Origin of the sequence: Streptomyces sp. NPDC003247 (assembly GCF_042888135.1) — a bacterium.
In the GTDB taxonomy this organism is placed as follows: domain Bacteria; phylum Actinomycetota; class Actinomycetes; order Streptomycetales; family Streptomycetaceae; genus Streptomyces.
In genome coordinates, this window is sequence record NZ_JBIAPF010000001.1 from 811,676 (window position 1) to 834,381 (window position 22,706).

Below are 22,706 nucleotides of genomic sequence, written 5' to 3' on the forward strand. Positions count from 1 at the left end.
GTCGCCTCGCTCACGCTGGTCCTGGCGGCCGGCCTGATGAGCCCGGCCACGGCGGCGGCACCAGGCACGGGGAAGCTGACGGCCTCCGCCGAGGCCTCCACGGACGACCACCACCCCTGCAAGCCGGGCAAGGCGGGCAAGCCGGGGAAGGGGAAGCCCGGCAAGCCCGGAAGGCCGGCCAAGCCGGGAAAGCCCGGCAGGCCCGGGCCGAAAGCCGCGCCGAAGGCCGTGGCGTCCGGCGGCAAGGAGTGCACGGGAGTGCAGGGCCCCAAGGGCGACCCGGGTCCGGCGGGCCCCCCGGGCCCTCCCGGACCTCCGGGCCCTCCCGGACCTCAGGGAGAACCGGGGCCGCAGGGTGAAACCGGACCGCAGGGCGAGCCGGGGCCGCAGGGCGAGGCGGGCCCGCAGGGCGAACCCGGCGCCCAAGGAGAACAGGGACCACAAGGCGAAACCGGCGCCCAAGGAGAACAGGGACCACAAGGCGAAACCGGCGCCCAGGGGGAACAGGGCCTCCAGGGTGAACAAGGTCCTCGGGGAGAGCAGGGCCCTCGGGGGGAACAGGGGCAGCCGGGTGCCACCGGGCCGTGCGCCGACATCGACGGCTTCCAGGACCAGCAGGTCTACGAGGTCCGCGCCGCGGTGAGCGACGGCAACACCTACGCCGGGATCCGGGACGTCCGCCCCGGAGAGAACCACACGCTGAGGTGGACCGACCTCAGCACCCGGACGGGCTACCCCGACGGCGGCGACACGGGCGAGGTCTGCGGCGTCTCCGTCAACGAGCACAGCCAGGGGAACCAGGATCTCGCGGGCATCAAGATCGACGTCCTGACCACCACGGGTCTGGTCTACGAGATCATCTGCACCGAGAGCCACAGCAGCAACACTCCGGCCACCCTGACCTGCCCGAACCCCGCTCCCCCGGCGCTGGCCTGGCTGCCGCTGAACTCCCCGCAGCCGGGCGACGACAACAGCTGAGCGCACAGCACCATCCACGCCGACAGCACTGAGCCCCCCGGCCCATCGGGCAGGGGGGCTCAGTGCCGGGCTTCAGTGGGAGTGTCCGCTCCCGGCCGGCTGCTTCACCGACAGCGGCAGCAGCTTCTTGCCCGTCGGACCGATCTGAATGCTCGTGTCCATCGCCGGGCAGACGCCGCAGTCGAAGCACGGCGTCCAGCGGCAGTCCTCGACCTCCGTCTCGTCGAGGGCGTCCTGCCAGTCCTCCCAGAGCCAGTCCTTGTCCAGACCGGAGTCGAGGTGGTCCCAGGGCAGGACCTCCTCGTAGGTGCGCTCACGGGTGGTGTACCAGTCGACGTCCACGCCGAAGGCGGGCAGCGCCTTGTCCGCGCAGCTCATCCAGCGGTCGTAGGAGAAGTGCTCGCGCCAGCCGTCGAAGCGGCCGCCGTCCTCGTAGACGGCGCGGATGACCGCGCCGATCCGGCGGTCGCCGCGGGAGAGCAGGCCCTCGACGATGCCGGGCTTGCCGTCGTGGTAGCGGAAGCCGATCGAACGGCCGTACTTCTTGTCGCCGCGGATCTTGTCCCGGAGCTTCTCCAGGCGGGCGTCCGTCTCCTCGGCGGAGAGCTGCGGCGCCCACTGGAACGGGGTGTGGGGCTTGGGGACGAAGCCGCCGATCGAGACCGTGCAGCGGATGTCGTTCTGGCCGGAGACCTTGCGGCCCTCGGCGATCACGTTCATCGCCATGTCGGCGATCTGGAGGACGTCCTCGTCGGTCTCCGTCGGCAGGCCGCACATGAAGTACAGCTTCACCTGGCGCCAGCCGTTGCCGTACGCGGTGGAGACCGTACGGATCAGGTCCTCCTCCGAGACCATCTTGTTGATGACCTTGCGCATGCGCTCGCTGCCGCCCTCCGGCGCGAACGTCAGGCCCGAGCGGCGGCCGTTGCGGGTCAGCTCGTTCGCCAGGTCGACGTTGAAGGCGTCCACACGGGTCGACGGGAGGGACAGACCGATCTTGTCCTCCTCGTAGCGGTCCGCCAGGCCCTTCGCGATGTCACCGATCTCCGAGTGGTCCGCGGAGGACAGGGAGAGCAGGCCGACCTCCTCGAAGCCCGTCGCCTTCAGGCCCTTCTCGACCATCTCGCCGATGCCGGTGATGGAGCGCTCGCGGACCGGGCGGGTGATCATGCCCGCCTGGCAGAAGCGGCAGCCGCGGGTGCAGCCGCGGAAGATCTCCACCGACATGCGCTCGTGGACCGTCTCGGCGAGCGGCACCAGCGGCTGCTTGGGGTACGGCCACTCGTCGAGGTCCATGACGGTGTGCTTCGACACGCGCCACGGCACGCCCGACTTGTTCGGTACGACACGGGCGATACGGCCGTCGGAGAGGTACTCGACGTCGTAGAAGCCCGGGATGTACACCGATCCCGTCTTCGCCAGGCGGAACAGGACCTCCTCGCGGCCTCCGGGGCGCCCCTCCGCCTTCCACTCGCGGATGATCTTCGTCATGTCGAGCACGGCCTGCTCGCCGTCGCCGATGATCGCCGCGTCGATGAAGTCGGCGATGGGCTCCGGGTTGAAGGCGGCGTGTCCGCCGGCCAGCACGATCGGGTCGTCGAGCCCCCGGTCCTTCGACTCCAGGGGGATCCCGGCGAGGTCCAGGGCCGTGAGCATGTTGGTGTAGCCCAGCTCCGTGGAGAAGGACAGGCCGAACACGTCGAACGCCTTCACCGGCCGGTGGCTGTCCACCGTGAACTGCGGGACGTCGTGCTCCCGCATCAGCGCCTCCAGGTCCGGCCACACGCTGTAGGTGCGCTCGGCGAGGACGCCCTCCTGCTCGTTGAGGACCTCGTAGAGGATCATGACGCCCTGGTTGGGCAGACCGACCTCGTACGCGTCCGGGTACATCAGGGCCCAGCGGACGTCACAGTCGTCCCAGGGCTTGACGGTGGAGTTCAGCTCGCCGCCCACGTACTGGATCGGCTTCTGCACATGCGGGAGCAGGGCTTCGAGCTGCGGGAACACCGACTCGACAGACATCGGGGGAACCTTCGTGAGCTGACTGGGGGTACCCCCCGGCCGGAGGCTGGGGGACGGGTGACCATCTAGCCTAACCCGCCCGCAGGCGCCTCCCAGACCGCCGTTCTCCCCCTGATCGCCGCCCACGCTCCGGGCAGCGCCGCCTCCGCGAGCTCGGCCCGCCGCTCCTCGCGGCCGTACAGCAGGCCGTAGGCGAAGGCGTCCTCCCCCGCCGCGTGCGCCTCGGCGGCGAGGTCGCGCAGGGCCTCGCGGGTCATCACGCTGTCCTGGTGGTCGCCGAGCAGGCCCTGGAGGGACTTCATCTGCCGGACGAGGTCGGCGGCGGGCTCGCCGAGCGCCGGCACCGCCGCCTCCGCCGCGTAACGGGTCCGCTTGGCCTTCTTGCGGGCCTCGTGCAGCGCCAGATCGCGCTCCGGCCCGGCCGGGTGCCCGAGCGCCTCCCCGACGAGGGCCGCCACCTGCCCGAAGTCCTTGCGCACGGCCCCGGCGATCACCTTCGACGGCTCACCGGCGGCAGCCGGACGCAGCGGCGGCTCGTCCACCAGCCGGTCCAGCGCGGCCAGCAGCGCCAGGTACCGCCCGCCGTCCAGGACGGCGGTCAGGCGGCGGGAACCCCCGCCGCGCGTCCGCGACCAGGTGCGCAGACGGGCGTGGACCGGGCCGGTGGCCGACGGGGCGGGCAGCCGGTCCACGGCGGCCGTCAGCCGCTCCAGGAGCACCTCCTGGTCCCGGTCCACGCCCAGCTCCCCGGCGAGCCACTTCAGTTCCTCGCCGACGGGGCCGGTGACGGAGCGGTCGAGGACCTTGGCGTGGGAGCGGAGGGCACTGCGGGCGCGGCGGGTGGCGACGCGCATGCGGTGCACGGAGTCGGGCAGGTCCCGGCGGACGGCCGGGTCGAGCTCGACGAGGGCGTCCCGCTGGGCGCGAAGGTAGGCCAGGACGTGGTCGCCCGCGGTCACGGGCCCGCCGGCGGACGGTCCACTCCCCGCTCCCGAGGCGGCCTCCCCCTTCCCCGGCCGGGTCTCCGCCAGCGCCCGCGCCAGTTTCGACGCCGACCGGGACGGCCGTACGCCCGCCGCGCGCAGCGTTCGCTCCACCTGGTCGAGGAAGGCGGGGTCGCCGTCGTCGGCGAGTTCGACCTCGATCTCGCTCCACCGGGCGGAGCCGCCCGCGCCGGTGAGCCGGTCCGCCCGGACGGCGTCCGCACTGACCTCGGCGAGCAGCCGGCCCTCCGCGTCGACGAGCTCGCGCACGTCCCGGGCGGAACGCAGCCGGACCACCGGGACCAGTTCGGCGTCCCGGACCCGGGAGCGGACCAGGCCGGCCAGGAGGTCCGGGACGGTGTCGGACAGCGGTGCGCGGATCTCGTCGCGGACGCCCGGGGCGACCGGGAGCTTCAGGTGCCAGCCCGCGTCGGAGCCGCCGGTGCGGCGGCGCAGGGTGACGGAGGCGGCGGCGAGGCGTTCGTCGGCGGTGTCGTAGTAGACGGCGTCCAGTTCGGCGATGCCCCGGTCGAGTACGGCCGCGACCCCGGCGACGCCGGTCAGGTCGGGCAGTCCGCCGTCGTCGGATGCGTACTTGCGCTCGATCTCGCGTCTCGTCTCCGCCATGAACCGAATCTAGTGGCAAGCCGGGGCCGGAGGGCAGTGCCCTCCGGCCCCGGATCAGCCCCGGATCAGCCCCGGATCAGGTGCTCGACCGGCCGCGTCGCGAACCGCTCACGCGGACATGGGCCGTTGGACCCGGATCGACTGCAACAGCCCCACCGCCACCCACACCGCGAACATCGACGAGCCTCCGTACGACACGAACGGCAGCGGAAGACCGGTGACCGGCATGATGCCGAGCGTCATGCCGATGTTCTCGAAGGCCTGGAAGGCGAACCAGGCGACGATCCCGGCGGCGACGATCGTGCCGTACAGCTCGGTCGTCTCACGGGCGATGCGGCAGGAGCGCCAGAGGATGACGCCCAGCAGAACGATGATCAGGCCACCGCCCACGAAGCCGAGTTCCTCGCCCGCCACGGTGAAGACGAAGTCCGTCTGCTGCTCGGGGACGAACTGACCGGTGGTCTGGGACCCCTGGAACAGTCCGGACCCGGTCAGTCCGCCCGAGCCGATCGCGATCCGGGCCTGGTTGGTGTTGTAGCCGACGCCCGCCGGGTCGAGGCTGGGGTTGGCGAAGGCCGCGAAGCGGGCGATCTGGTAGTCGTCCAGGATGTGCAGCTGCCACACCGCGACCGCGCCGGTCGCGCCCGCGCCGAGCAGGCCGAACACCCAGCGGTTGGAGGCGCCCGAGGCCAGCAGCACCCCCAGCACGATGATCACCATGACCATGACCGAGCCCAGGTCGGGCATGAGCATCACGATCAGCATGGGGACGGTGGCGAGGCCGAGGGCCTGGAGCACCGTGCGGTGGTCGGGGTAGGGCTTGTCGCCGGCGTCGACCCGGGCCGCCAGCAGCATCGCCATGCCGAGGATGATCGTGATCTTCACGAACTCCGAGGGCTGGAGCGAGAAGCCCCCGCCGAGCACGATCCACGAGTGCGCGCCGTTGACGGTGGAGCCGAGCGGGGTGAGCACCAGCAGGATGAGCAGGAGCGACAGCCCGTAGAGGACCGGCACCGCGTTGCGCAGGGTGCGGTGGCCGAGCCAGACCGTACCGACCATCAGGGCGAGCCCGATGCCGGTGTTCATCAGGTGCCGGATCAGGAAGTAGTACGGGTCGCCCTGGTTGATCTCGGTGCGGTTGCGGGTCGCCGAGTACACCAGCAGTGAGCCGATCAGCGACAGGGCGACGGCCGACAGCAGTATCGGCCAGTCCAGGCGCCGGGCCATCGAGTCGCGGGCGAAGAGCCGCGTCCAGCCGGCCCGCTCGGGCCCGTACCCGGAGACGGAGAAGCTGTTCGCGCCGGTCATGTGCACTTCCTCCGGCTTCCTCGCCCGCGCCGTCGCCGCCGGGTGTCACGGTTGTCCGCCTCGGGCGAGGCCACGGTCGCGGCGGGCTGCGTCCCGTCGTCCGTGGGCGCGCCCTCCTCGGTGGCCTTCTGGCTGGCCTGCTGCTCCTTGGCCGGGTCCTTGGAGATCTTCGGGGAGGCGATGGTGCCGTCCGTCTTGATCTTCGGCAGGTCCTTCAGGGGGGTCGGCAGCAGCGCGTTCTCCTTGTTGATGGTGCCGTCGTCGGACACGCCGTACAGCGCGTCGTAGATGTTGCGCACGGCCGGGCCCGAGGCGCCGGAGCCCGTACCACCCTGGGAGATCGTCATGACGATGGTGTAGTCCTCGGTGTACGTGGCGAACCAGGACGTCGTCTGCTTGCCGTAGACCTCGGCGGTACCGGTCTTGGCGTGCATCGGGATCTCGTCCTGGGGCCAGCCGCCGAAGCGCCAGGCGGCGGTACCGCGGGTGGCCACGCCCTCGAGGGCCTCGTCCATCTGGGCCAGCGTCTTCTGGGAGACCGGCAGCTTGCCGTGCGACTGGGGCTCGATCTCCGTCACGGTCTTGCCGTCGGCGCTGACGATCGCCTTGCCGACCGTGGGGTCGTAGAGGGTGCCCCCGTTGGCGATGGCCGCGTAGATGGTGGCCATCTGGATCGGGGTCACGAGGGTGTCGCCCTGGCCGATGGAGTAGTTGATCTCGTCACCGGCGCGCATCTTGTTGCCTTCGAGGCAGTTCTCGTACGCGATCTTCTCGACGTAATTGCCGTCCTTCTTCCCCGTCTTGCACCAGGCGTCCTTGTTGGCCTCCCAGTACGACTGCTTCCACTCGCGGTCGGGGACACGGCCGGTGACCTCGTTGGGCAGGTCGATACCGGTCTCCTCGCCGAGGCCGAACTGGTGGGCGGCCTTGAAGAAGTAGTCGTTGGGCTTCGCCTTCGGGTCGATGCCGCCGTCCTTCTGCCACTGGCTGTGGGCGAGCCGGTAGAAGACGGTGTCGCAGGAGACCTCCAGGGCGCGGCCGAGGCTGATGGGGCCGTAGTTCGCCGACTCGAAGTTCTTGAAGACCTGGCCGCCGACCGAGTACGAGCTGGAGCAGTCGTAGCGGCCGTCGAAGTCGTAGCCGGCCTCCACCGCGGCGGCCGTGGAGACCACCTTGAAGATGGAGCCGGGCGCCGCCTGGCCCTGTATGGCCCGGTTGAGCAGCGGGTAGTTGGAGGACTTGCCGGTCAGCTGCTGGTAGTCCTTGGCGGAGATGCCGCCGACCCACGCGTTCGGGTCGTACGTGGGATTGGACGCCATGGCGACGACGCGGCCGGTCTTGGCCTCCATCACGACGACCGCTCCGGCGTCGGCCTTGTAGTTGACCCCGGTGTTGCGGTCGAGCTGCTTGCGGGCCTCCTTCATCGCCTCGTTCAGCTCGTACTCGGCGACCCGCTGCACGCGGGCGTCGATGCTGGTGACGAGGTTGGAGCCGGGCTCGGCCGGGGTGGCCTCGGCCTCGCCGATGACACGGCCGAGGTTGTCGACCTCGTACCGGGTGACGCCGGCCTTGCCGCGCAGTTCCTTGTCGTACTGGCGCTCCAGGCCGCTGCGGCCGACCTGGTCGGAGCGGAGGAAGGGCGAGTCGGTGTCCTGGGCCTTGGTGATCTCCTCGTCGGTGACCGGGGAGAGGTAGCCGAGGACCTGGGCCGTGTTGGCCTTGCCGGGGCTCGGGTAGCGGCGCACGGCCTCGGGCTCCGCGGTGATGCCGGGGAAGTCCTCGGCGCGCTCACGGATCTGGAGGGCCTGCTTGGGCGTGGCCTCGTCGGTGATGGGGATGGGCTGGTACGGCGAGCCGTTCCAGCAGGGCTGGGGGGTCTCCGCGTCGCACAGCCGGACCTTCTGCATGACCTCCTCGGGGGACATGCCGAGGACGCCCGCGAGCTTGGTGAGGACGGCCTTGCCGTCGTCCTTCTGCTTCAGCAGGTCGGTGCGGGAGGCGGAGACGACCAGCCGGGTCTCGTTGTCCGCGAGCGGCACCCCGCGCGCGTCCAGGATGGAGCCGCGCACCGCGGGCTCGACGACCTGCTGCACGTGGTTGCCGGAGGCCTCCTTGGCGTACTCCGCGCCCTCCCGGATCTGGAGGTACCACAGGCGGCCGCCGAGGGTGCCGAGGAGGGAGAGGACGAGGATCTGGATCACGACGAGCCGGATCTGGACGCGTGGGGTCCGCCCGGTCTCGGGAATGTTGGTCACTGCGGCTGTCTCCCCCTCTCAGCGCGCGAACGTATGTGCGCGGACGAATGATGAACGACGGGCCGGTGCGGCCTCGTTCCGCCGGAACTTCCCCGTTCGGGTGAACCTGCGCGCCGTTCCCGATCGGGCGGTCTCCCGGGCCGGCCCCGCTGGGCAGACCTCCTGGGCCTTCCCCGCCGGGGCGGCCTCCCCGGCCTTCCCCGTTCGGGTGAACTCCCCCGCTGTCACAGCCGCTTGACCCCCTTGATCCGGCCGGCGCGGGCGACCCGGGAGCGCCCGGCCCGCAGTTTCAGACCGCCCCGCTGGCCGCCGATCCGCAGACCGGTGCCGGAGGCGAGCCACCCGGAGGAGATGTCGGCCTTCTGGGCGGCGTTGGTGTCGGCCAGTGGGTCGTTCTCCGCGCGCCGGGCCAGGAACATCACGGCGGGGACGACGAACGGGGCGAGCAGCAGGTCGTACAGGGCCGCCGAGAACAGCAGCCCGGTGAGGCCCACATGGCGGGCGGTGGTGTCGCCGACGAGGGCGCCGACCCCCGCGTACAGCAGGGTGGAGCCGACCGCGGCGGCGACGACCACGACCATGGGGCCGGTGGCCGACTTGATCTGCCCGGTCTCCGGCTTGACGAGACCGGCGAGGTAGCCGATCACACACAGCACGAGGGCGTAGCGGCCGGCCGCGTGGTCGGCGGGCGGGGCGAGGTCGGCGAGCAGGCCGGCGCCGAAGCCGATGAGGGCGCCGCTGACATGGCCGTACACCATGGCCAGGCCCAGGACGGTGAGGAGGAGCAGGTCGGGGACGGCGCCGGGGAGGTGGAGGCGGGCGAGGACGCTCACCTGGACCACCAGGGCCACGGCGATCAGCGGGACGGAGAGCAGGATCCGGTTGACGCGCATGGTAGTCAGCTCCTACTGCTCGTCCTGGCCGTCGGCGGGTGCGTTCGCGTCCGGGGTGACCGTGACGGTCACCGTGGGCGTGGGGACCGGTTGGGGCTTCGCGGGGAGCACGGTGTCGCGGGGGTCCTTCTTCGGGGCCTCGACGACGACGCCGACGATGTCCAGCTTGGTGAAGCTGACGTACGGCGTGACGTAGAGGGTGCGGGTCAGGTCGCCGCCGGAGGGATCGACGCGGGAGACCGCGCCGACCGGGACGCCGGGGACGAACGGCTTGTCGGCCTGCGAGCCGAAGGTGACGAGCCGGTCGCCCTTCTTCACCTCGGCCTTGCCGTTGAGGAGTTCGACGCGCAGCGGGCGGTCGCCCTGTCCGGAGGCGAAGCCGAGCTCGTCGCCGGCCTCCATGCGCGTGCCGACGGTGAAGTCGGGGTCGTTGGCGAGGAGGACGGTGGCGGTGTCCGGGCCCACGGTCGTGACCCGGCCGACGAGTCCGTCGCCGTTGAGCACGGTCATGTCCCGCTCGATGCCGTCGTCGGCGCCGATGTCGATGGTGACGGTCCAGGAGAAGCCCTGGGCCGCTCCTATCGCGATGACCTCGGCGCCCTTGATGCCGTACTGGCCGGCGCCGGCGGTCCGCAGCATCTTGTCGAGCTGGGCCAGGCGGCTGCGGTTGCGGTCGTCGCTGCCGAGCTTCGCCTTGAGGGCCGCGTTCTCCTGCTCCAGTTCGGCGAGCCGGTCGTGGCGTTCGCCGGAGTCGCGGACCGCGGAGACGGCGTTGCCGACCGGGTCGACCGCCGAGGCCACGCCGTTCTCGACCGGGCCGAGGACCGCGGCCGCGGCGCGCCGGGCCCCGTCGACCGGGGAGTCCTCGCCACCGCGGATGTCGACCGTGATCAGTGCGAACGCGACGGCGATCAGCAGCACCAGGAGCAGCCGGCTCTCTCGTGTGTCCCTCACGTGCGGCGGCCGTGCCCTTCTCATAGGAATCGGGAATTCGGGTCGCCCCCGGAGAAATCCGAGGGGCACCGTATGGGATGTTTCGAGGCTCTTTGCGGATCTTATGCCTCTATATCAACGATCCGCCGCACGAGAGGCGGTCATCTCGTACGGCGGAATCGAAGTGTTACGTCATCTGCGGGGTGCTGCGTCCAGGACCTGCTGGAGCGCCTCGAACTCCTCGACGCACTTGCCGGATCCGAGCGCCACGCTGTCCAGCGGGTCCTCGGCGATGTGGATCGGCATTCCGGTCTCGCGCCGCAGCCGTTCGTCCAGACCGCGCAGCAGGGCGCCGCCGCCGGTCAGAACGATTCCGCGGTCCATGATGTCGCCGGACAGCTCCGGCGGGCACTTGTCGAGCGTGGTCTTCACGGCGTCGACGATGGCGTTGACGGGTTCCTCGATCGCCTTGCGCACCTCCGCGGCGGAGATGACGACGGTCTTGGGCAGCCCGGAGACCAGGTCGCGGCCGCGGATCTCGGTGTGCTCGTCGGTGTCGAGGTCGTACGCCGAGCCGATGGTGATCTTGATCTGCTCGGCCGTCCGCTCACCCAGGAGGAGGCTGTACTCCTTCTTGATGTGCTGGATGATCGCGTTGTCCAGCTCGTCGCCCGCGACGCGGATGGACTGGGCGGTGACGATGCCGCCGAGCGAGATGACCGCGACCTCGGTGGTGCCGCCGCCGATGTCCACCACCATGTTGCCGGTGGCCTCGTGGACCGGCAGGCCGGAGCCGATGGCCGCCGCCATGGGCTCCTCGATGATGTGCACCTGCCGGGCGCCGGCCTGGGTCGACGCCTCGATGACGGCGCGGCGCTCGACGCCGGTGATGCCGGAGGGGACGCAGACGACGACGCGCGGCCGGGCGAGGTACCGCCGCTTGTGGATCTTCAGGATGAAGTAGCGGAGCATGCGCTCGGTGATCTCGAAGTCGGCGATGACCCCGTCCTTCAAGGGACGCACGGCCACGATGTTGCCAGGGGTCCGCCCGATCATCTTCTTGGCTTCGGCGCCGACCGCGAGGATGCCACCGGTGTTGGTGTTGATCGCGACGACGGACGGCTCGTTGAGTACGATCCCGCGACCCCTGACGTACACCAGCGTGTTGGCGGTCCCGAGGTCGACAGCCATGTCACGGCCGATGAACGACATTGAGTTCCCCATCAGGATTCGACTGGCCTTCCCATGAGCTTTTGAGGGCTTTTCAGGTCGGCGAGGTGGGTGCTGTGACGTGAAGGCTTACATCGTAAACGCGCTTGCACGAACACTGCGCGAGGGTCTTCGCCATTGTCAGCAGATGCCGTGACGCCTCGCTTGTGGAGACGGGCCATCGGGGGAACGCGTTCCCCCGATCGGCACGCATATACCGAAGGACGGCCGAAAAGGTACGGCCGTCCTCGGTCGGGCGGACAGGTGAACTGACATGCCGTCAAAAAGTTGCACGAAAACTTCGCGGGTGCCTCGGCGGATGCGGCGGCCGGGGTGCCGCGGAGATGCCTCGGAAGCCTCCCGGCTCCCCGGAGAGCCGCGCCCGGCGCCCGGGGCTACGCGTGGGCCGGGAAGAAGATCTTCACCTCGCGCTCCGCGGACTCCTCGGAGTCGGAGGCGTGGATCAGGTTCTCGCGGACGATGACGCCGTAGTCGCCGCGGATGGAGCCGGGGGCGGCGGCGATCGGGTCGGTCGGGCCGGCCAGCGCGCGCACGCCCTCGATGACCCGCTCACCCTCGACGATCAGCGCCACGACCGGGCCGGAGGACATGAACTCCACCAGCGGCTCGTAGAAGGGCTTGCCCTTGTGCTCGCCGTAGTGCTGCTCCAGGGTCTCCTGGTCCAGCGTGCGCAGCTCCAGCGCCGTGATCCGCCAGTCGGCCTTGCGCTCGATACGGCTGATGATCTCGCCGGTCAGGCCACGACGGACGGCGTCGGGCTTGAGGAGGACGAGGGTGCGCTGGCTCACGGGGGGCTCCTTCTGCTGCCGGTGTGCGGTGGGACGAGATTACAGGGCGTGTCCGTGCGCCCGTCACACAGCGTCAGGGGTGGAACCGGCCTGCGCGGCGAAGCGGGCCTTCGCCTCGTCGATCTTCCGTCCGTAGTGCACGGACGCCCACCACAGGGCTCCGAAGAGCACGCCCAGGACGAACATCATGGGGACGAAGAAGCCGGAGGCGACCAGGGCGATCTGCAGGGCCCAGCCGAGGGCGACGCCCCCGGGCCGGGTGACCATGCCGCACAGCAGCACGCTCAGCAGCATCGCGACACCGCACACCGTCCAGACCGTGGTCATGGACAGGTCGGGGTCCTTCATGGCGACCAGACCGGCGAAGCCGATGACGAAGAACTCGCCGATCAGGGTCGAGGAACAGAGCGTACGCATGGTGAGCCTCAGCCCTTCCCCAGGAGCAGCCGGGCTTCCCCGACGGTGATGACGGAACCGGTGACGAGGACACCGCCGCCCGCGAACTCGCCCTCCTCCTCGGCGAGCGTGATCGCCGCCTCCAGGGCGTCGGGCAGCCGCGGCTCGACCTGGACGCGCTCCTCGCCGAACACCTCGACGGCGATCGCGGCGAGTTCGTCGGCGTCCATCGCGCGGTGGCTGGAGTTCTGGGTGATCACGACCTCGGCGAAGATCGGCTCGAAGGCCTCCAGCAGCCCCCGTACGTTCTTGTCGCCGCTGGCCCCGACCACGCCGATCAGCCGGCTGAAGTCGAAGGCCTCGCCGACCGCCTCGGCGGTGGCGCGGGCGCCCGCGGGGTTGTGGGCCGCGTCCAGCACGACGGTCGGGGACCGGCGGACGACCTCCAGGCGGCCCGGCGACGACACGGACGCGAAGGCCTTGCGGACGGTGTCGATGTCCAGCGGCTCGGGCCGCTGGGAGCCGACGCCGAAGAACGCCTCGACGGCGGCGAGCGCGACGGCGGCGTTGTGCGCCTGGTAGGCGCCGTGCAGCGGGAGGTACACCTCGCCGTACTCGCCGCCCAGCCCGCGCAGGGTCATCAGCTGGCCGCCGACGGCGACCTGACGGGACACGACGCCGAACTCCAGCCCTTCCCGGGCCACGGTCGCGTCGACCTCGACGGCCTTCTTCAGCAGCACCTGGGCGGCGTCGACCGGCTGCTGGGCCAGGATGACCGTCGCGTCCTGCTTGATGATCCCGCCCTTCTCGGCGGCGATCGCGGCGGTGGTGGCGCCGAGCCGGTCGGTGTGGTCGAGGTCGATCGGGGTGACGACGGCGACGTCCCCGTCGATGACGTTGGTCGCGTCCCAGGAGCCGCCCATGCCGACCTCGACGACGGCCACGTCGACGGGGGCGTCGGCGAAGGCCGCGTACGCCATGCCGGTGAGCACCTCGAAGAAGGACAGCCGGTACTCCTGCGCCTGGTCGACCATCTCGACGTACGGCTTGATGTCCCGGTACGTCTCGATGAACCGCTCGGCCGACACGGGCGCGCCGTCCAGGCTGATCCGCTCGGTGATCGACTGGACGTGGGGGGAGGTGTAGCGGCCGGTCCGCAGTTCGAAGGCGCCCAGCAGCGCCTCGATCATGCGGGCGGTGGACGTCTTGCCGTTGGTCCCGGTGATGTGCAGGGAGGGGTACGACCGCTGCGGCTCCCCCAGCACGTCCATCAGCGCGGCGATCCGGCTGACGGACGGCTCCAGCTTGGTCTCCCCCCACCGCGTGGCCAGCTCCGCCTCGACCTCGCGCAGGGCCTTGTCGATCTCGGGATCCTCGGGCCGCGCCGGCACGTCGGCCTGCGGCGGACCGCCCTGCGTGCGCAGGGTGCGGCTGCCCGCCTCGATGACCGCGAGATCGGGGTCGCGGTCGGTCTCGGCCGCGATGATCTCGTCGAAGGAGTCGAGGGGGTCGGGCTGGTCGTGGTTGCCGTTCGGGGGGAGCTCGCTCACGAGGCCAGTCTACGGAGGGGAGGTGACAGAGGTGGGCGAAGGCCCCCGGAACCGTCCTTGGGTTCCGAGGGCCTTCACCTGCGTGGGTACGGGGCTCTCACGCCTGCGGCAGCCGCTCCAGCTGGGCCTGGATGCGGGCGATGTCCTCCTCCGCCTTGGCCAGCCGCGTGCGGATCTTCTCCACGACGTTGTCGGGCGCCTTGGCGAGGAAGGCCTCGTTGCCGAGCTTGGCGTTCGCCTGGGCCTTCTCCTTCTCGGCGGCGGCCAGGTCCTTGGCCAGCCGCTTCCGCTCCGCCGCCACGTCGATCGTGCCGGACAGGTCCAGGGCGACCGTGGCGCCCGCGACCGGCAGGGTCGCCGTCGCCGAGAAGGCCTCGCCCTCCGGCTGGAGCCGCAGCAGCTGGCGGATGGCCGCCTCGTGCGGGGCGAGCGCGGTGCCGCCCAGCTCCAGGCGGGCCGGGACCCGCTGGCCGGGCTGGAGGCCCTGGTCGGCGCGGAAGCGGCGGACCTCGGTGATGACGGACTGGAGGGTCTCGATCTCGCGCTCGGCGGCCCGGTCGCGGAAACCGGAGTCCTTCGGCCAGTCGGCGACCACCAGGGACTCACCGCCGGTGAGGGTCGTCCACAGGGTGTCGGTGACGAACGGGACGACCGGGTGGAGCAGCCGCAGCAGCACGTCGAGGACCTCGCCGAGGACCCTGCCGGTGACCTTCGCCGGCTCGCCGCCCGCGAAGAAGGTGGTCTTGGTCAGCTCGACGTACCAGTCGAAGACCTCGTCCCACGCGAAGTGGTACAGCGCCTCACTGAGCTTGGCGAACTGGTAGTCCTCGTAGTAGGCGTCGACCTGCGCCACGGTCTCGTTGAGCCGCGACAGGATCCAGCGGTCGGTCGGCGACAGCTCCTCGGCCGGGGGCAGGTCGCCCTCGATCGTGGCGCCGTTCATCATCGCGAAGCGGGTGGCGTTCCAGATCTTGTTGGCGAAGTTGCGGGACGCCTGGACCCAGTCCTCGCCGATCGGCACGTCGGCGCCGGGGTTGGCGCCCCGGGCCAGGGTGAAGCGGACGGCGTCGGAGCCATACTTGTCCATCCAGTCGAGCGGGTCGACGACGTTGCCGAAGGACTTCGACATCTTCTTGCCGAACTCGTCCCGGACCAGGCCGGTGAGCGCGATGGTGTGGAAGGGGACCTCGCCGTCCATCGCGTACAGGCCGAACATCATCATCCGGGCGACCCAGAAGAAGATGATGTCGTGGCCGGTGAGCAGGACGTCGGTCGGGTAGAACTTCGCCAGGTCCGGGGTCTTCTCCGGCCAGCCGAGCGTGGAGAAGGGCCACAGGCCGGAGGAGAACCAGGTGTCGAGGACGTCGGACTCCTGGGTCCAGCCCTCGCCGGCCGGCGGCTCCTCGTCGGGGCCGACGCAGACGACCTCGCCGTCGGGGCCGTACCAGATCGGGATGCGGTGGCCCCACCACAGCTGGCGCGAGATGCACCAGTCGTGCATGTTGTCGACCCAGTCGAAGTAGCGCTTCGACATCTCCTCGGGGTGGATCTTGACCCGGCCGTCGCGGACCGCGTCACCGGCGGCCTGCGCGAGCGGGCCGACCTTGACCCACCACTGCATGGACAGCCGCGGCTCGACCGTGGTCTTGCAGCGCGAGCAGTGGCCCACGGAGTGCATGTAGGGGCGCTTCTCGGCGACGATCCGGCCCTGCTCCCGGAGCGCGCCGACGACCGCCGAGCGGGCCTCGAAGCGGTCCAGGCCGAGGAACGGGCCGTGGACGGTGATGACGCCGTGCTCGTCCATGATCGTCATGGCGGGCAGGCCGTGGCGCTGGCCGATCGCGAAGTCGTTCGGGTCGTGGGCCGGGGTGACCTTGACGGCGCCGGTGCCGAACTCGGGGTCGACGTGCTCGTCGGCGACGACCGGGATGGTCCGGTCGGTCAGCGGGAGCTTGATCTGCCGGCCGACCAGGTGGCGGTAGCGCTCGTCGTCGGGGTGGACGGCGACGGCCGTGTCACCGAGCATCGTCTCGGCGCGGGTGGTGGCGACGACCAGGGAGTCCTCGCCCTCGCCGTACCGGATGGAGACCAGCTCGCCGGCGTCCTCCTGGTACTCCACCTCGATGTCGGAGATGGCGGTCAGACAGCGCGGGCACCAGTTGATGATGCGCTCGGCGCGGTAGATCAGCTCGTCCTCGTAGAGCTTCTTGAAGATGGTGCCGACGGCCTTGGACAGGCCCTCGTCCATGGTGAACCGCTCGCGGCTCCAGTCGACGCCGTCACCGAGGCGCCGCATCTGGCCGAGGATCCGGCCGCCGTACTCCTCCTTCCACTGCCAGACGCGCTCGACGAACGCCTCGCGGCCCAGGTCGTGGCGGGACTTGCCCTCCTCGGCGAGCTGCTGCTCGACCTTGTTCTGGGTGGCGATGCCGGCGTGGTCCATGCCGGGCAGCCACAGCGCCTCGTAGCCCTGCATGCGCTTGCGGCGCGTGAGGGCGTCCATGAGGGTGTGCTGGAAGGCGTGGCCCAGGTGGAGCGAGCCGGTGACGTTCGGCGGCGGGATGACGATGGTGTACGCGGGCTTGTCACTGCTCGCGTCGGCGGCGAAGTAACCCCGTTCCACCCAGCGCTCGTACAGCGTCCCCTCTACCTCGGCCGGCGCGTACTGGGTCGGCAGTTCGGTCGTGGGCGCGGGTGGCTGCTGCTGAGCGTTGTCGGTCACGGGCTCAGTTTAGAGGTGTCACGACGCCGTCCCGAAACGCGTTTGTTCTGTAACGGTGGGGCCCCCGGCGCAGTGGCCCCACAGGCCGTGAGCCAGGATGTGAAAAACACATAAGCTTTCTGGAGGGGAACCCAGGAATGAGCTACAACCAGCCGGGCCCGTACGGCGGGCAGCCGCCTCAGCAGCCCGGCCCGTACGGCCAGCCGGGTCCGTACGGCCAGCAGCCGCCGGCCCCCCAGCCCGGCTACGGCTACCCCCAGCAGCCCCCTCAGGGTGTTCCGCCCCAGACCCCGCCCTACGGCCAGCAGCCCGGCCCGTACGGCCAGCAGCCGCCCACCCCGCCCTACGGCGGCCAGCCCCCCTACGGCCAGCAGCCCCCGTACGGCCAGGCCCCCTACGGCGTCCCGCATCCGCCGGCGCCGGGCGGCGGCAAGAAGAAGGCCGGCCTGGTGATCGGGGCGGTCGCGGTGGTGGCGGCGATCGGTGTGGGCGCCTACTTCGTGCTCGCCGGCGGCGGGGGTGCCGGCGGTCTGGAGGACGACGGCCCGCACAAGCTGACCGCGCCGGCCTCCCTGCTGTCCGACAAGTACCAGCGGATGGGCGACTCGGCGGAGGAGGAGGCGAGCGAGAGCGACGAGAAGGACCTCGCCAAGGCCGGCGTCACCGACGCCACCTCGATCGGCGCTATCTACTCGACGATCGACCTGACCTCCCTCGACACCACCGACCCGTCCGACGTGGCCAAGACCCAGACCGCCGAGAACATCACCTTCTTCGGTGTCTACGGCACGATCGCGGACCCCGAGAAGGCCCTCGACATCACCTTCTCCCAGATGAAGGCGGAGTCGGACGACGACATCACGCTGATCGGCGACGCCGAGACCGTCGAGCCCGACAACCTGGACGGCGCCGTGATGCGGTGCCAGAAGGCGGAGAGCGAGAACGCGCTCACCGAGAAGACCCAGACCACCTACATGTGCATCTGGGCCGACTACAGCACCATGGGCGTGGTCGAGCCGACCGCCGGCGCCAAGACCTACTCGCTCGACGAGTCCGCCGAGATCGCGGCCGACGTGCGCAAGGAGGCCCGCGTCGCCCTCTGACGCCAGGCCGGCGTCGCACCACCGCACGCGAAGGGGCCCCGGTCGGTCGACCGGGGCCCCTTCGTCGTGTCGCGGGTGGCGGTTGTCGCGGGGAGGCGGTTACGCCGTCTTCTGCTCGCCCGAGCCCCGGCCGCCCCGCGCGTCGCGGGGGATCAGGGTCGGGTTGACGTTGGAGTGGACGACGTCCGCCGTGATGACGACGCGGGCCACGTCCTTGCGGGACGGGACCTCGTACATCACCGACATCAGAACCTCCTCCATGATGGCGCGCAAGCCGCGGGCGCCGGTCTGGCGGAGGATCGCCTGGTCGGCGATGGCCTCGAGGGCCTCGCGCTCGAAGTCCAGCTCCACCCCGTCGAGTTCGAAGAGGCGCTGGTACTGCTTGACCAGCGCGTTGCGCGGCTCGACCAGGATCTGGAGCAGGGCCTCGCGGTCCAGGTTGTGGACCGAGGTGATCACGGGCAGACGGCCGATGAACTCGGGGATCATGCCGAACTTGACCAGGTCCTCGGGCATGACGTCCTCGAACTGGTCCTTGGCCTCCAGCTCCCGCTTGGAGCGGATCGTCGCGCCGAAACCGATGCCCTTGGCGCCGGCCCGGGACTCGATGATCTTCTCCAGGCCCGAGAAGGCACCGCCCACGATGAACAGCACGTTCGTCGTGTCGATCTGGATGAACTCCTGGTGGGGGTGTTTGCGGCCACCCTGCGGCGGGACGGAGGCGGTCGTGCCCTCCAGGATCTTCAGCAGGGCCTGCTGCACGCCCTCGCCCGACACGTCGCGGGTGATGGAGGGGTTTTCACTCTTCCGCGCGACCTTGTCGATCTCGTCGATGTAGATGATCCCGGTCTCGGCCTTCTTGACGTCGTAGTCGGCGGCCTGGATCAGCTTCAGCAGGATGTTCTCGACGTCCTCGCCGACGTACCCCGCCTCGGTGAGCGCCGTGGCGTCGGCGATCGCGAACGGCACGTTCAGCATGCGGGCCAGGGTCTGCGCGAGGAGGGTCTTGCCGGAGCCCGTCGGGCCCAGCAGGAGGATGTTCGACTTCGCCAGCTCGATGGCGTCCTCGCGGTTCTGCGCGCCGCCGTTCTCACCGGCCTGGACCCGCTTGTAGTGGTTGTACACCGCGACCGACAGGGCCTTCTTGGCGGCCTCCTGGCCGACCACGTAGCCCTCGAGGAACTCGTAGATCTCGCGCGGCTTCGGGAGCTCCTCCCAGCGGACCTCGCTGGTCTCCGCGAGTTCTTCCTCGATGATCTCGTTGCAGAGATCGATGCACTCGTCGCAGATGTACACACCGGGCCCTGCGATGAGCTTCTTGACCTGCTTCTGGCTCTTGCCGCAGAACGAGCACTTGAGCAGATCGCCGCCGTCACCGATGCGTGCCACGGTGTGCTTCCCCTTCGCCTGGGAGACGCCTGGACGCTTAAGAGTCCAGCGGCTCCTGGTGCTGCCTTATGTCGACGGTACCTTGCCGGGCCCCCCATTCGGGCCCCCCTTGGCGCGGTTCGGGTCCCGCGCGTGAACGCGGACCGCGTCCCACCGTGCCAAGGGGCGGCAGACGATACTCCCCCTGGCGCGCTAGCGCAGGTTGGTGTTGTTCATCTTCCGGGTCGAGATGATCTGGTCGATCAGCCCGTACGACAGCGCGTCCTCGGCCGTGAGGATCTTGTCGCGCTCGATGTCCTCGCGGATCTTCTCGATCGGCGTGGTGGAGTGCTTGGCCAGCATCTCCTCCAGCTGCGAGCGCATCCGCAGGATCTCGTTCGCGGCGATCTCCAGGTCGGAGACCTGACCGCGGCCGGTCTCGCTGTACGGCTGGTGGATCAGCACGCGGGCGTTGGGCAGCGCCATGCGCTTGCCGGGCGTACCGGCGGCCAGCAGGACGGCGGCGGCGGAGGCCGCCTGGCCCATGCAGACCGTCTGGATGTCCGGCTTCACGAACTGCATCGTGTCGTAGATCGCCGTCAGCGCCGTGAAGGAGCCGCCGGGGCTGTTGATGTAGACCGAGATGTCGCGGTCGGGGTCCATCGACTCCAGGCACAGCAGCTGCGCCATGACGTCGTTGGCGGAGGCGTCGTCGATCTGGACGCCCAGGAAGATCACCCGCTCCTCGAAGAGCTTCGCGTACGGGTCGTACTCGCGGATGCCCTGGGAGGTGCGCTCGACGAAGCGCGGGATGACGTAGCGGGACTCGGCCGTGGGGCCGGTGTACTCGGCGCGGGTGCGGTCGTACAGGCCGCTGCCGGGGAAGTCGTTCACTGTGTCTCCTGGAGAGGGTCCGGGCGGTGGGCTGGAGGGGCTGGAGAGGGCGCTGACGGCCTTGTGGGCGCCGCGTGCTCCCGTCGGGAGCGCACGGGGACCGGAGGCCGTGACGGGCCCTGCTAGGCCGCCCCGGTACCGCCGCCGCCCGGCATGCCGGCGGCCGTGGGGATGACGTCGTCGATGAGGCCGTACTCCTTGGCCTCGAAGGCGTCGAACCAGCGGTCGCGGTCCGAGTCGCGGGTGATCTGCTCGATCGTCTGGCCCGTGTGCTGGGCCGTGAGCTCGGCCATGCGCCGCTTGGTGTGCAGCAGCCGCTCGGCGTGGATCTTGATGTCCGAGGCCGAGCCGGCCAGGCCGGCGGAGGGCTGGTGGATCAGGATCTCGGCGTTCGGCAGCGCGAAGCGCTTGCCGGGGGTGCCCGCGCTGAGCAGGAACTGACCCATGGAGGCCGCGAGGCCCATGGCGATGGTCACCACGTCGTTCTTGATGAACTGCATGGTGTCGTAGATCGCCATGCCGGCCGTGATCGAACCGCCGGGGCTGTTGATGTACAGGTAGATGTCCTTGTCCGGGTCGGCGGCAAGGAGCAGCAGCTGTGCGGTGATCTTGTTCGCGATGTCGTCGTCGACCGGCTGGCCGAGGAAGATGATCCGCTCGTTGAGCAGCCGGTTGTAGACCTGGTCACCGAGGCCGCCACCGATGGAAGGCTCGCCGGCGGCGGAGGGCATCAGATTCGTCACGTATCCACCTGCTCGTCTTACGACGGCGCCGGGCCGTCTCACGTGTTCTGCCGGGGCGTGGAGCCGTCCGGCGGTTCGGCGACTCCCCTGCCCGCGTATTCATGGACCCTAACGCGCGGGTCCCTTCGGAGAATCCCGGAGAGTGGAGTGTTCGCCGGGGGCGTAGCGGTGGGCTCCGCCGGGGGGCCGGCGGGGTCCGGCCGGGGGGCTGTGCCGGTCGGCGGACCGCGGGTCCGACGCGGTGTGCCGCGCCCGCGGTCCGCCGAGTCCGACGCGGTGTGCCGCGCCCGCGCGGCGGAGCCGCACCCCGGAACGGCCCCGCGCCCCGGGCGGGCCGCCCCCGGCGTACGGCGAGAGGCCCCGGAGCTGTTCTGCCCCAGGGCCCCTCTTGCCTACGTCAGCTTGCCTACGTCAGCGGGGACGCGATGATCAGGCGTCGGCCTTCTCGTCGCCCTCGCCCTTGGCCTCGTCCTCGGTCTTCGCCTCGGCGGCGGCGTCCTCGGTGGAGGTCTCCTCGGAGGAGGTCTCCTCGTCCTCGTCGCTCAGGTCGATGACCTCGCCGTTGGTGTCCTTGACCGTGGCGGACTCGACGACCGAGGCCAGGGCCTTGCCGCGGGCGACCTCGCCGACCAGGAGCGGGACCTGGCCGCCCTCGACGACCGCCTGGGCGAACTGGTCGGGGGACATCCCGGAGGAGGCGGCACGGCGCATGAGGTGCTCGGTGAGCTCCTCCTGGTTGACGTTGAGCTTCTCGCGCTTGACGAGCTCGTCCAGGACGAACTGGGTCTTGATGCCCTTGACCGCGGCGTCGCGGGTCTCGGTCTCGAACTCCTCGGCGGTCTTGCCCTGGATCTCCAGGTACTTGTCGAGGGTCAGGCCCATCTGGCCGAGCTGGTGGTGCTCCAGGTTGTGCTTGCGGGTGTTGACCTCGTCCTCGAGCAGCTTCTCGGGGACGGGCACCTCGACGAGCTCCAGCAGCTTCTCCAGGACGCGCTCCTGGGCCTGCGTGGCCTGGTCGTACTGCTTCATGTTCGCGAGGCGCTTGCGGCTGTCCGCCCGCAGCTCCTCGAGGGTGTCGAACTCGGAGGCGAGCTGCGCGAACTCGTCGTCCAGCTCGGGCAGTTCGCGCGCGGCGACCTGGGAGACCTTGACGGTGACCTCGGCCTCCTTGCCGGCCGCGGAGCCGCCCTTGAGCTCGGAGGTGAAGGTGGCCTCGCCACCGGCCTCCAGGCCCTTCACGGCGTCGTCGATGCCGTCGAGGAGCTCGCCGGAGCCGATCGTGTAGGAGACGCCGCTGGCGACGCCGTCCTCGAGGACCTCGCCGTCGACCTTGGCCTCCAGGTCGACCGTGACGACGTCGCCGTCCTCGGCGGCGCGCTCGACCGGGGAGGTCGAGGCGAAGCGCTCGCGGAGCTGCTCGACCGACTTCTCGATGTCGTCGTCCGTCACCTCGACGGCGTCGACCTCGACCTCGATCGAGGAGAAGTCCTCGGGGAGCTCCAGGGCGGGACGGACGTCGACCTCGGCGGTGAAGTTCAGCGTCTCGCCGTCCTTCAGCTCGGTGATGTCGACCTCGGGCTGGCCGAGGACGTCGATCTCGGCCTCGTTGACCGCCTCCGTGTAGAACTTCGGCAGCGCGTCGTTGACGGCCTCCTCCAGCACGGCGCCACGGCCGAACCGCTGGTCGATCACCCGGGCGGGGATCTTGCCCTTGCGGAAGCCCTTCACCGTGACCTGCTGGTTGATCTTCTTGTACGCCGCGTCGAGGCTGTCCTTGAGCTCCTCGAAGGGCACCTCGACAGTGAGCCGAACCCGGGTCGGGTTCAGGGTCTCCACGGCGCTCTTCACGGTTCGGTCTCCTTGTGGCTGACTTCTTGGTTTTCGCCGGAGCCTGACAGGTCCGGCGATGAGAC

Annotated in this window: 17 protein-coding genes; 2 read left to right on the forward strand and 15 right to left on the reverse strand. The window is 70.3% G+C overall.

All coding sequences use genetic code 11. The features are described from left to right. The first annotated feature begins 639 nt into the window (after positions 1-639). Positions 640-978 (forward strand): hypothetical protein, encoded by a 339-nt coding sequence (locus tag ACFYWQ_RS03415; protein WP_389512347.1) that lies wholly within the window; start codon positions 640-642, stop codon positions 976-978. 72 nt (positions 979-1,050) lie between these two features. Here ACFYWQ_RS03415 and ACFYWQ_RS03420 read toward each other — a convergent pair whose 3' ends face one another. The 11 genes from ACFYWQ_RS03420 to ACFYWQ_RS03470 form a co-directional block, all read right to left on the reverse strand. Further along, positions 1,051-3,000 carry a TIGR03960 family B12-binding radical SAM protein gene (locus ACFYWQ_RS03420; RefSeq protein ID WP_389512349.1) on the reverse strand — a complete coding sequence of 650 codons (1,950 nt, stop codon included), beginning with the start codon at positions 2,998-3,000 and terminating at the stop codon, positions 1,051-1,053. Positions 3,001-3,065: 65 nt separating this feature from the next. Further along, complete coding sequence (locus ACFYWQ_RS03425; protein ID WP_389512351.1) at positions 3,066-4,610, reverse strand: CHAD domain-containing protein; 1,545 nt, start codon at positions 4,608-4,610, stop codon at positions 3,066-3,068. A gap of 108 nt (positions 4,611-4,718) precedes the next feature. After that, positions 4,719-5,918, reverse strand: coding sequence for a rod shape-determining protein RodA (rodA, locus tag ACFYWQ_RS03430; RefSeq protein WP_389512353.1), 1,200 nt, complete (start codon positions 5,916-5,918; stop codon positions 4,719-4,721). Then, complete coding sequence (gene mrdA, locus ACFYWQ_RS03435) at positions 5,915-8,173, reverse strand: penicillin-binding protein 2 (protein WP_389512354.1); 2,259 nt, start codon at positions 8,171-8,173, stop codon at positions 5,915-5,917. The genes rodA and mrdA overlap by 4 nt, the downstream gene beginning before the upstream one ends. A gap of 224 nt (positions 8,174-8,397) precedes the next feature. Further along, the gene (gene mreD, locus ACFYWQ_RS03440; RefSeq protein WP_389512356.1) at positions 8,398-9,066 is read right to left on the reverse strand and encodes a rod shape-determining protein MreD; all 669 of its coding nucleotides are present in this window, start codon (positions 9,064-9,066) and stop codon (positions 8,398-8,400) included. A 12-nt stretch (positions 9,067-9,078) separates the two neighbouring features. Then, entirely contained in the window at positions 9,079-10,020 is a 942-nt protein-coding gene (gene mreC, locus ACFYWQ_RS03445; protein WP_389512358.1) for a rod shape-determining protein MreC, read from the reverse strand. 171 nt (positions 10,021-10,191) lie between these two features. After that, a complete protein-coding gene (locus ACFYWQ_RS03450) occupies positions 10,192-11,211 on the reverse strand; it encodes a rod shape-determining protein (RefSeq protein WP_110628156.1) in 1,020 nt (339 codons plus the stop codon). 392 nt (positions 11,212-11,603) lie between these two features. Then, positions 11,604-12,017 (reverse strand): nucleoside-diphosphate kinase, encoded by a 414-nt coding sequence (gene ndk / locus ACFYWQ_RS03455; RefSeq protein ID WP_389512359.1) that lies wholly within the window; start codon positions 12,015-12,017, stop codon positions 11,604-11,606. A 63-nt stretch (positions 12,018-12,080) separates the two neighbouring features. Continuing rightward, a complete protein-coding gene (locus ACFYWQ_RS03460) occupies positions 12,081-12,434 on the reverse strand; it encodes a DUF4233 domain-containing protein (RefSeq protein WP_389512360.1) in 354 nt (117 codons plus the stop codon). Between the two features lie 8 nt (positions 12,435-12,442). Beyond that, entirely contained in the window at positions 12,443-13,963 is a 1,521-nt protein-coding gene (locus tag ACFYWQ_RS03465) for a bifunctional folylpolyglutamate synthase/dihydrofolate synthase (RefSeq protein ID WP_389512362.1), read from the reverse strand. A gap of 97 nt (positions 13,964-14,060) precedes the next feature. After that, the gene (locus ACFYWQ_RS03470) at positions 14,061-16,685 is read right to left on the reverse strand and encodes a valine--tRNA ligase (protein ID WP_389512364.1); all 2,625 of its coding nucleotides are present in this window, start codon (positions 16,683-16,685) and stop codon (positions 14,061-14,063) included. Between the two features lie 137 nt (positions 16,686-16,822). Here ACFYWQ_RS03470 and ACFYWQ_RS03475 point away from each other — a divergent pair, with 137 nt between their 5' ends. Beyond that, positions 16,823-17,788: a hypothetical protein gene (locus ACFYWQ_RS03475; RefSeq protein WP_389512366.1), complete on the forward strand. Its 966-nt coding sequence runs from the start codon at positions 16,823-16,825 to the stop codon at positions 17,786-17,788. A 99-nt stretch (positions 17,789-17,887) separates the two neighbouring features. On the opposite strand, the gene clpX is transcribed toward ACFYWQ_RS03475, so the two are convergent. The 4 genes from clpX to tig form a co-directional block, all read right to left on the reverse strand. Beyond that, a complete protein-coding gene (gene clpX, locus ACFYWQ_RS03480; RefSeq protein ID WP_385065258.1) occupies positions 17,888-19,177 on the reverse strand; it encodes an ATP-dependent Clp protease ATP-binding subunit ClpX in 1,290 nt (429 codons plus the stop codon). A gap of 192 nt (positions 19,178-19,369) precedes the next feature. Beyond that, entirely contained in the window at positions 19,370-20,050 is a 681-nt protein-coding gene (locus ACFYWQ_RS03485; RefSeq protein WP_389512368.1) for an ATP-dependent Clp protease proteolytic subunit, read from the reverse strand. A 122-nt stretch (positions 20,051-20,172) separates the two neighbouring features. Beyond that, on the reverse strand, positions 20,173-20,781 hold the full coding sequence (locus tag ACFYWQ_RS03490) for an ATP-dependent Clp protease proteolytic subunit (protein WP_385065311.1): 609 nt from the start codon (positions 20,779-20,781) through the stop codon (positions 20,173-20,175). 441 nt (positions 20,782-21,222) lie between these two features. Beyond that, positions 21,223-22,641 (reverse strand): trigger factor, encoded by a 1,419-nt coding sequence (gene tig, locus ACFYWQ_RS03495; protein ID WP_389512369.1) that lies wholly within the window; start codon positions 22,639-22,641, stop codon positions 21,223-21,225. Positions 22,642-22,706: the final 65 nt, after the last annotated feature.

Excerpts from the sequence above, each read along its gene's own strand:
- ACFYWQ_RS03475 (WP_389512366.1), top strand. The coding sequence starts at position 16,823 with ATGAGCTACAACCAGCCGGGCCCGTACGGCGGGCAGCCGCCTCAGCAG.
- mreD (WP_389512356.1), bottom strand. The coding sequence starts at position 9,066 with ATGCGCGTCAACCGGATCCTGCTCTCCGTCCCGCTGATCGCCGTGGCC.
- ACFYWQ_RS03425 (WP_389512351.1), bottom strand. The coding sequence starts at position 4,610 with ATGGCGGAGACGAGACGCGAGATCGAGCGCAAGTACGCATCCGACGAC.
- ACFYWQ_RS03460 (WP_389512360.1), bottom strand. The coding sequence starts at position 12,434 with ATGCGTACGCTCTGTTCCTCGACCCTGATCGGCGAGTTCTTCGTCATC.
- ACFYWQ_RS03450 (WP_110628156.1), bottom strand. The coding sequence starts at position 11,211 with ATGTCGTTCATCGGCCGTGACATGGCTGTCGACCTCGGGACCGCCAAC.
- ACFYWQ_RS03420 (WP_389512349.1), bottom strand. The coding sequence starts at position 3,000 with ATGTCTGTCGAGTCGGTGTTCCCGCAGCTCGAAGCCCTGCTCCCGCAT.
- rodA (WP_389512353.1), bottom strand. The coding sequence starts at position 5,918 with ATGACCGGCGCGAACAGCTTCTCCGTCTCCGGGTACGGGCCCGAGCGG.
- ACFYWQ_RS03490 (WP_385065311.1), bottom strand. The coding sequence starts at position 20,781 with ATGCCCTCCGCCGCCGGCGAGCCTTCCATCGGTGGCGGCCTCGGTGAC.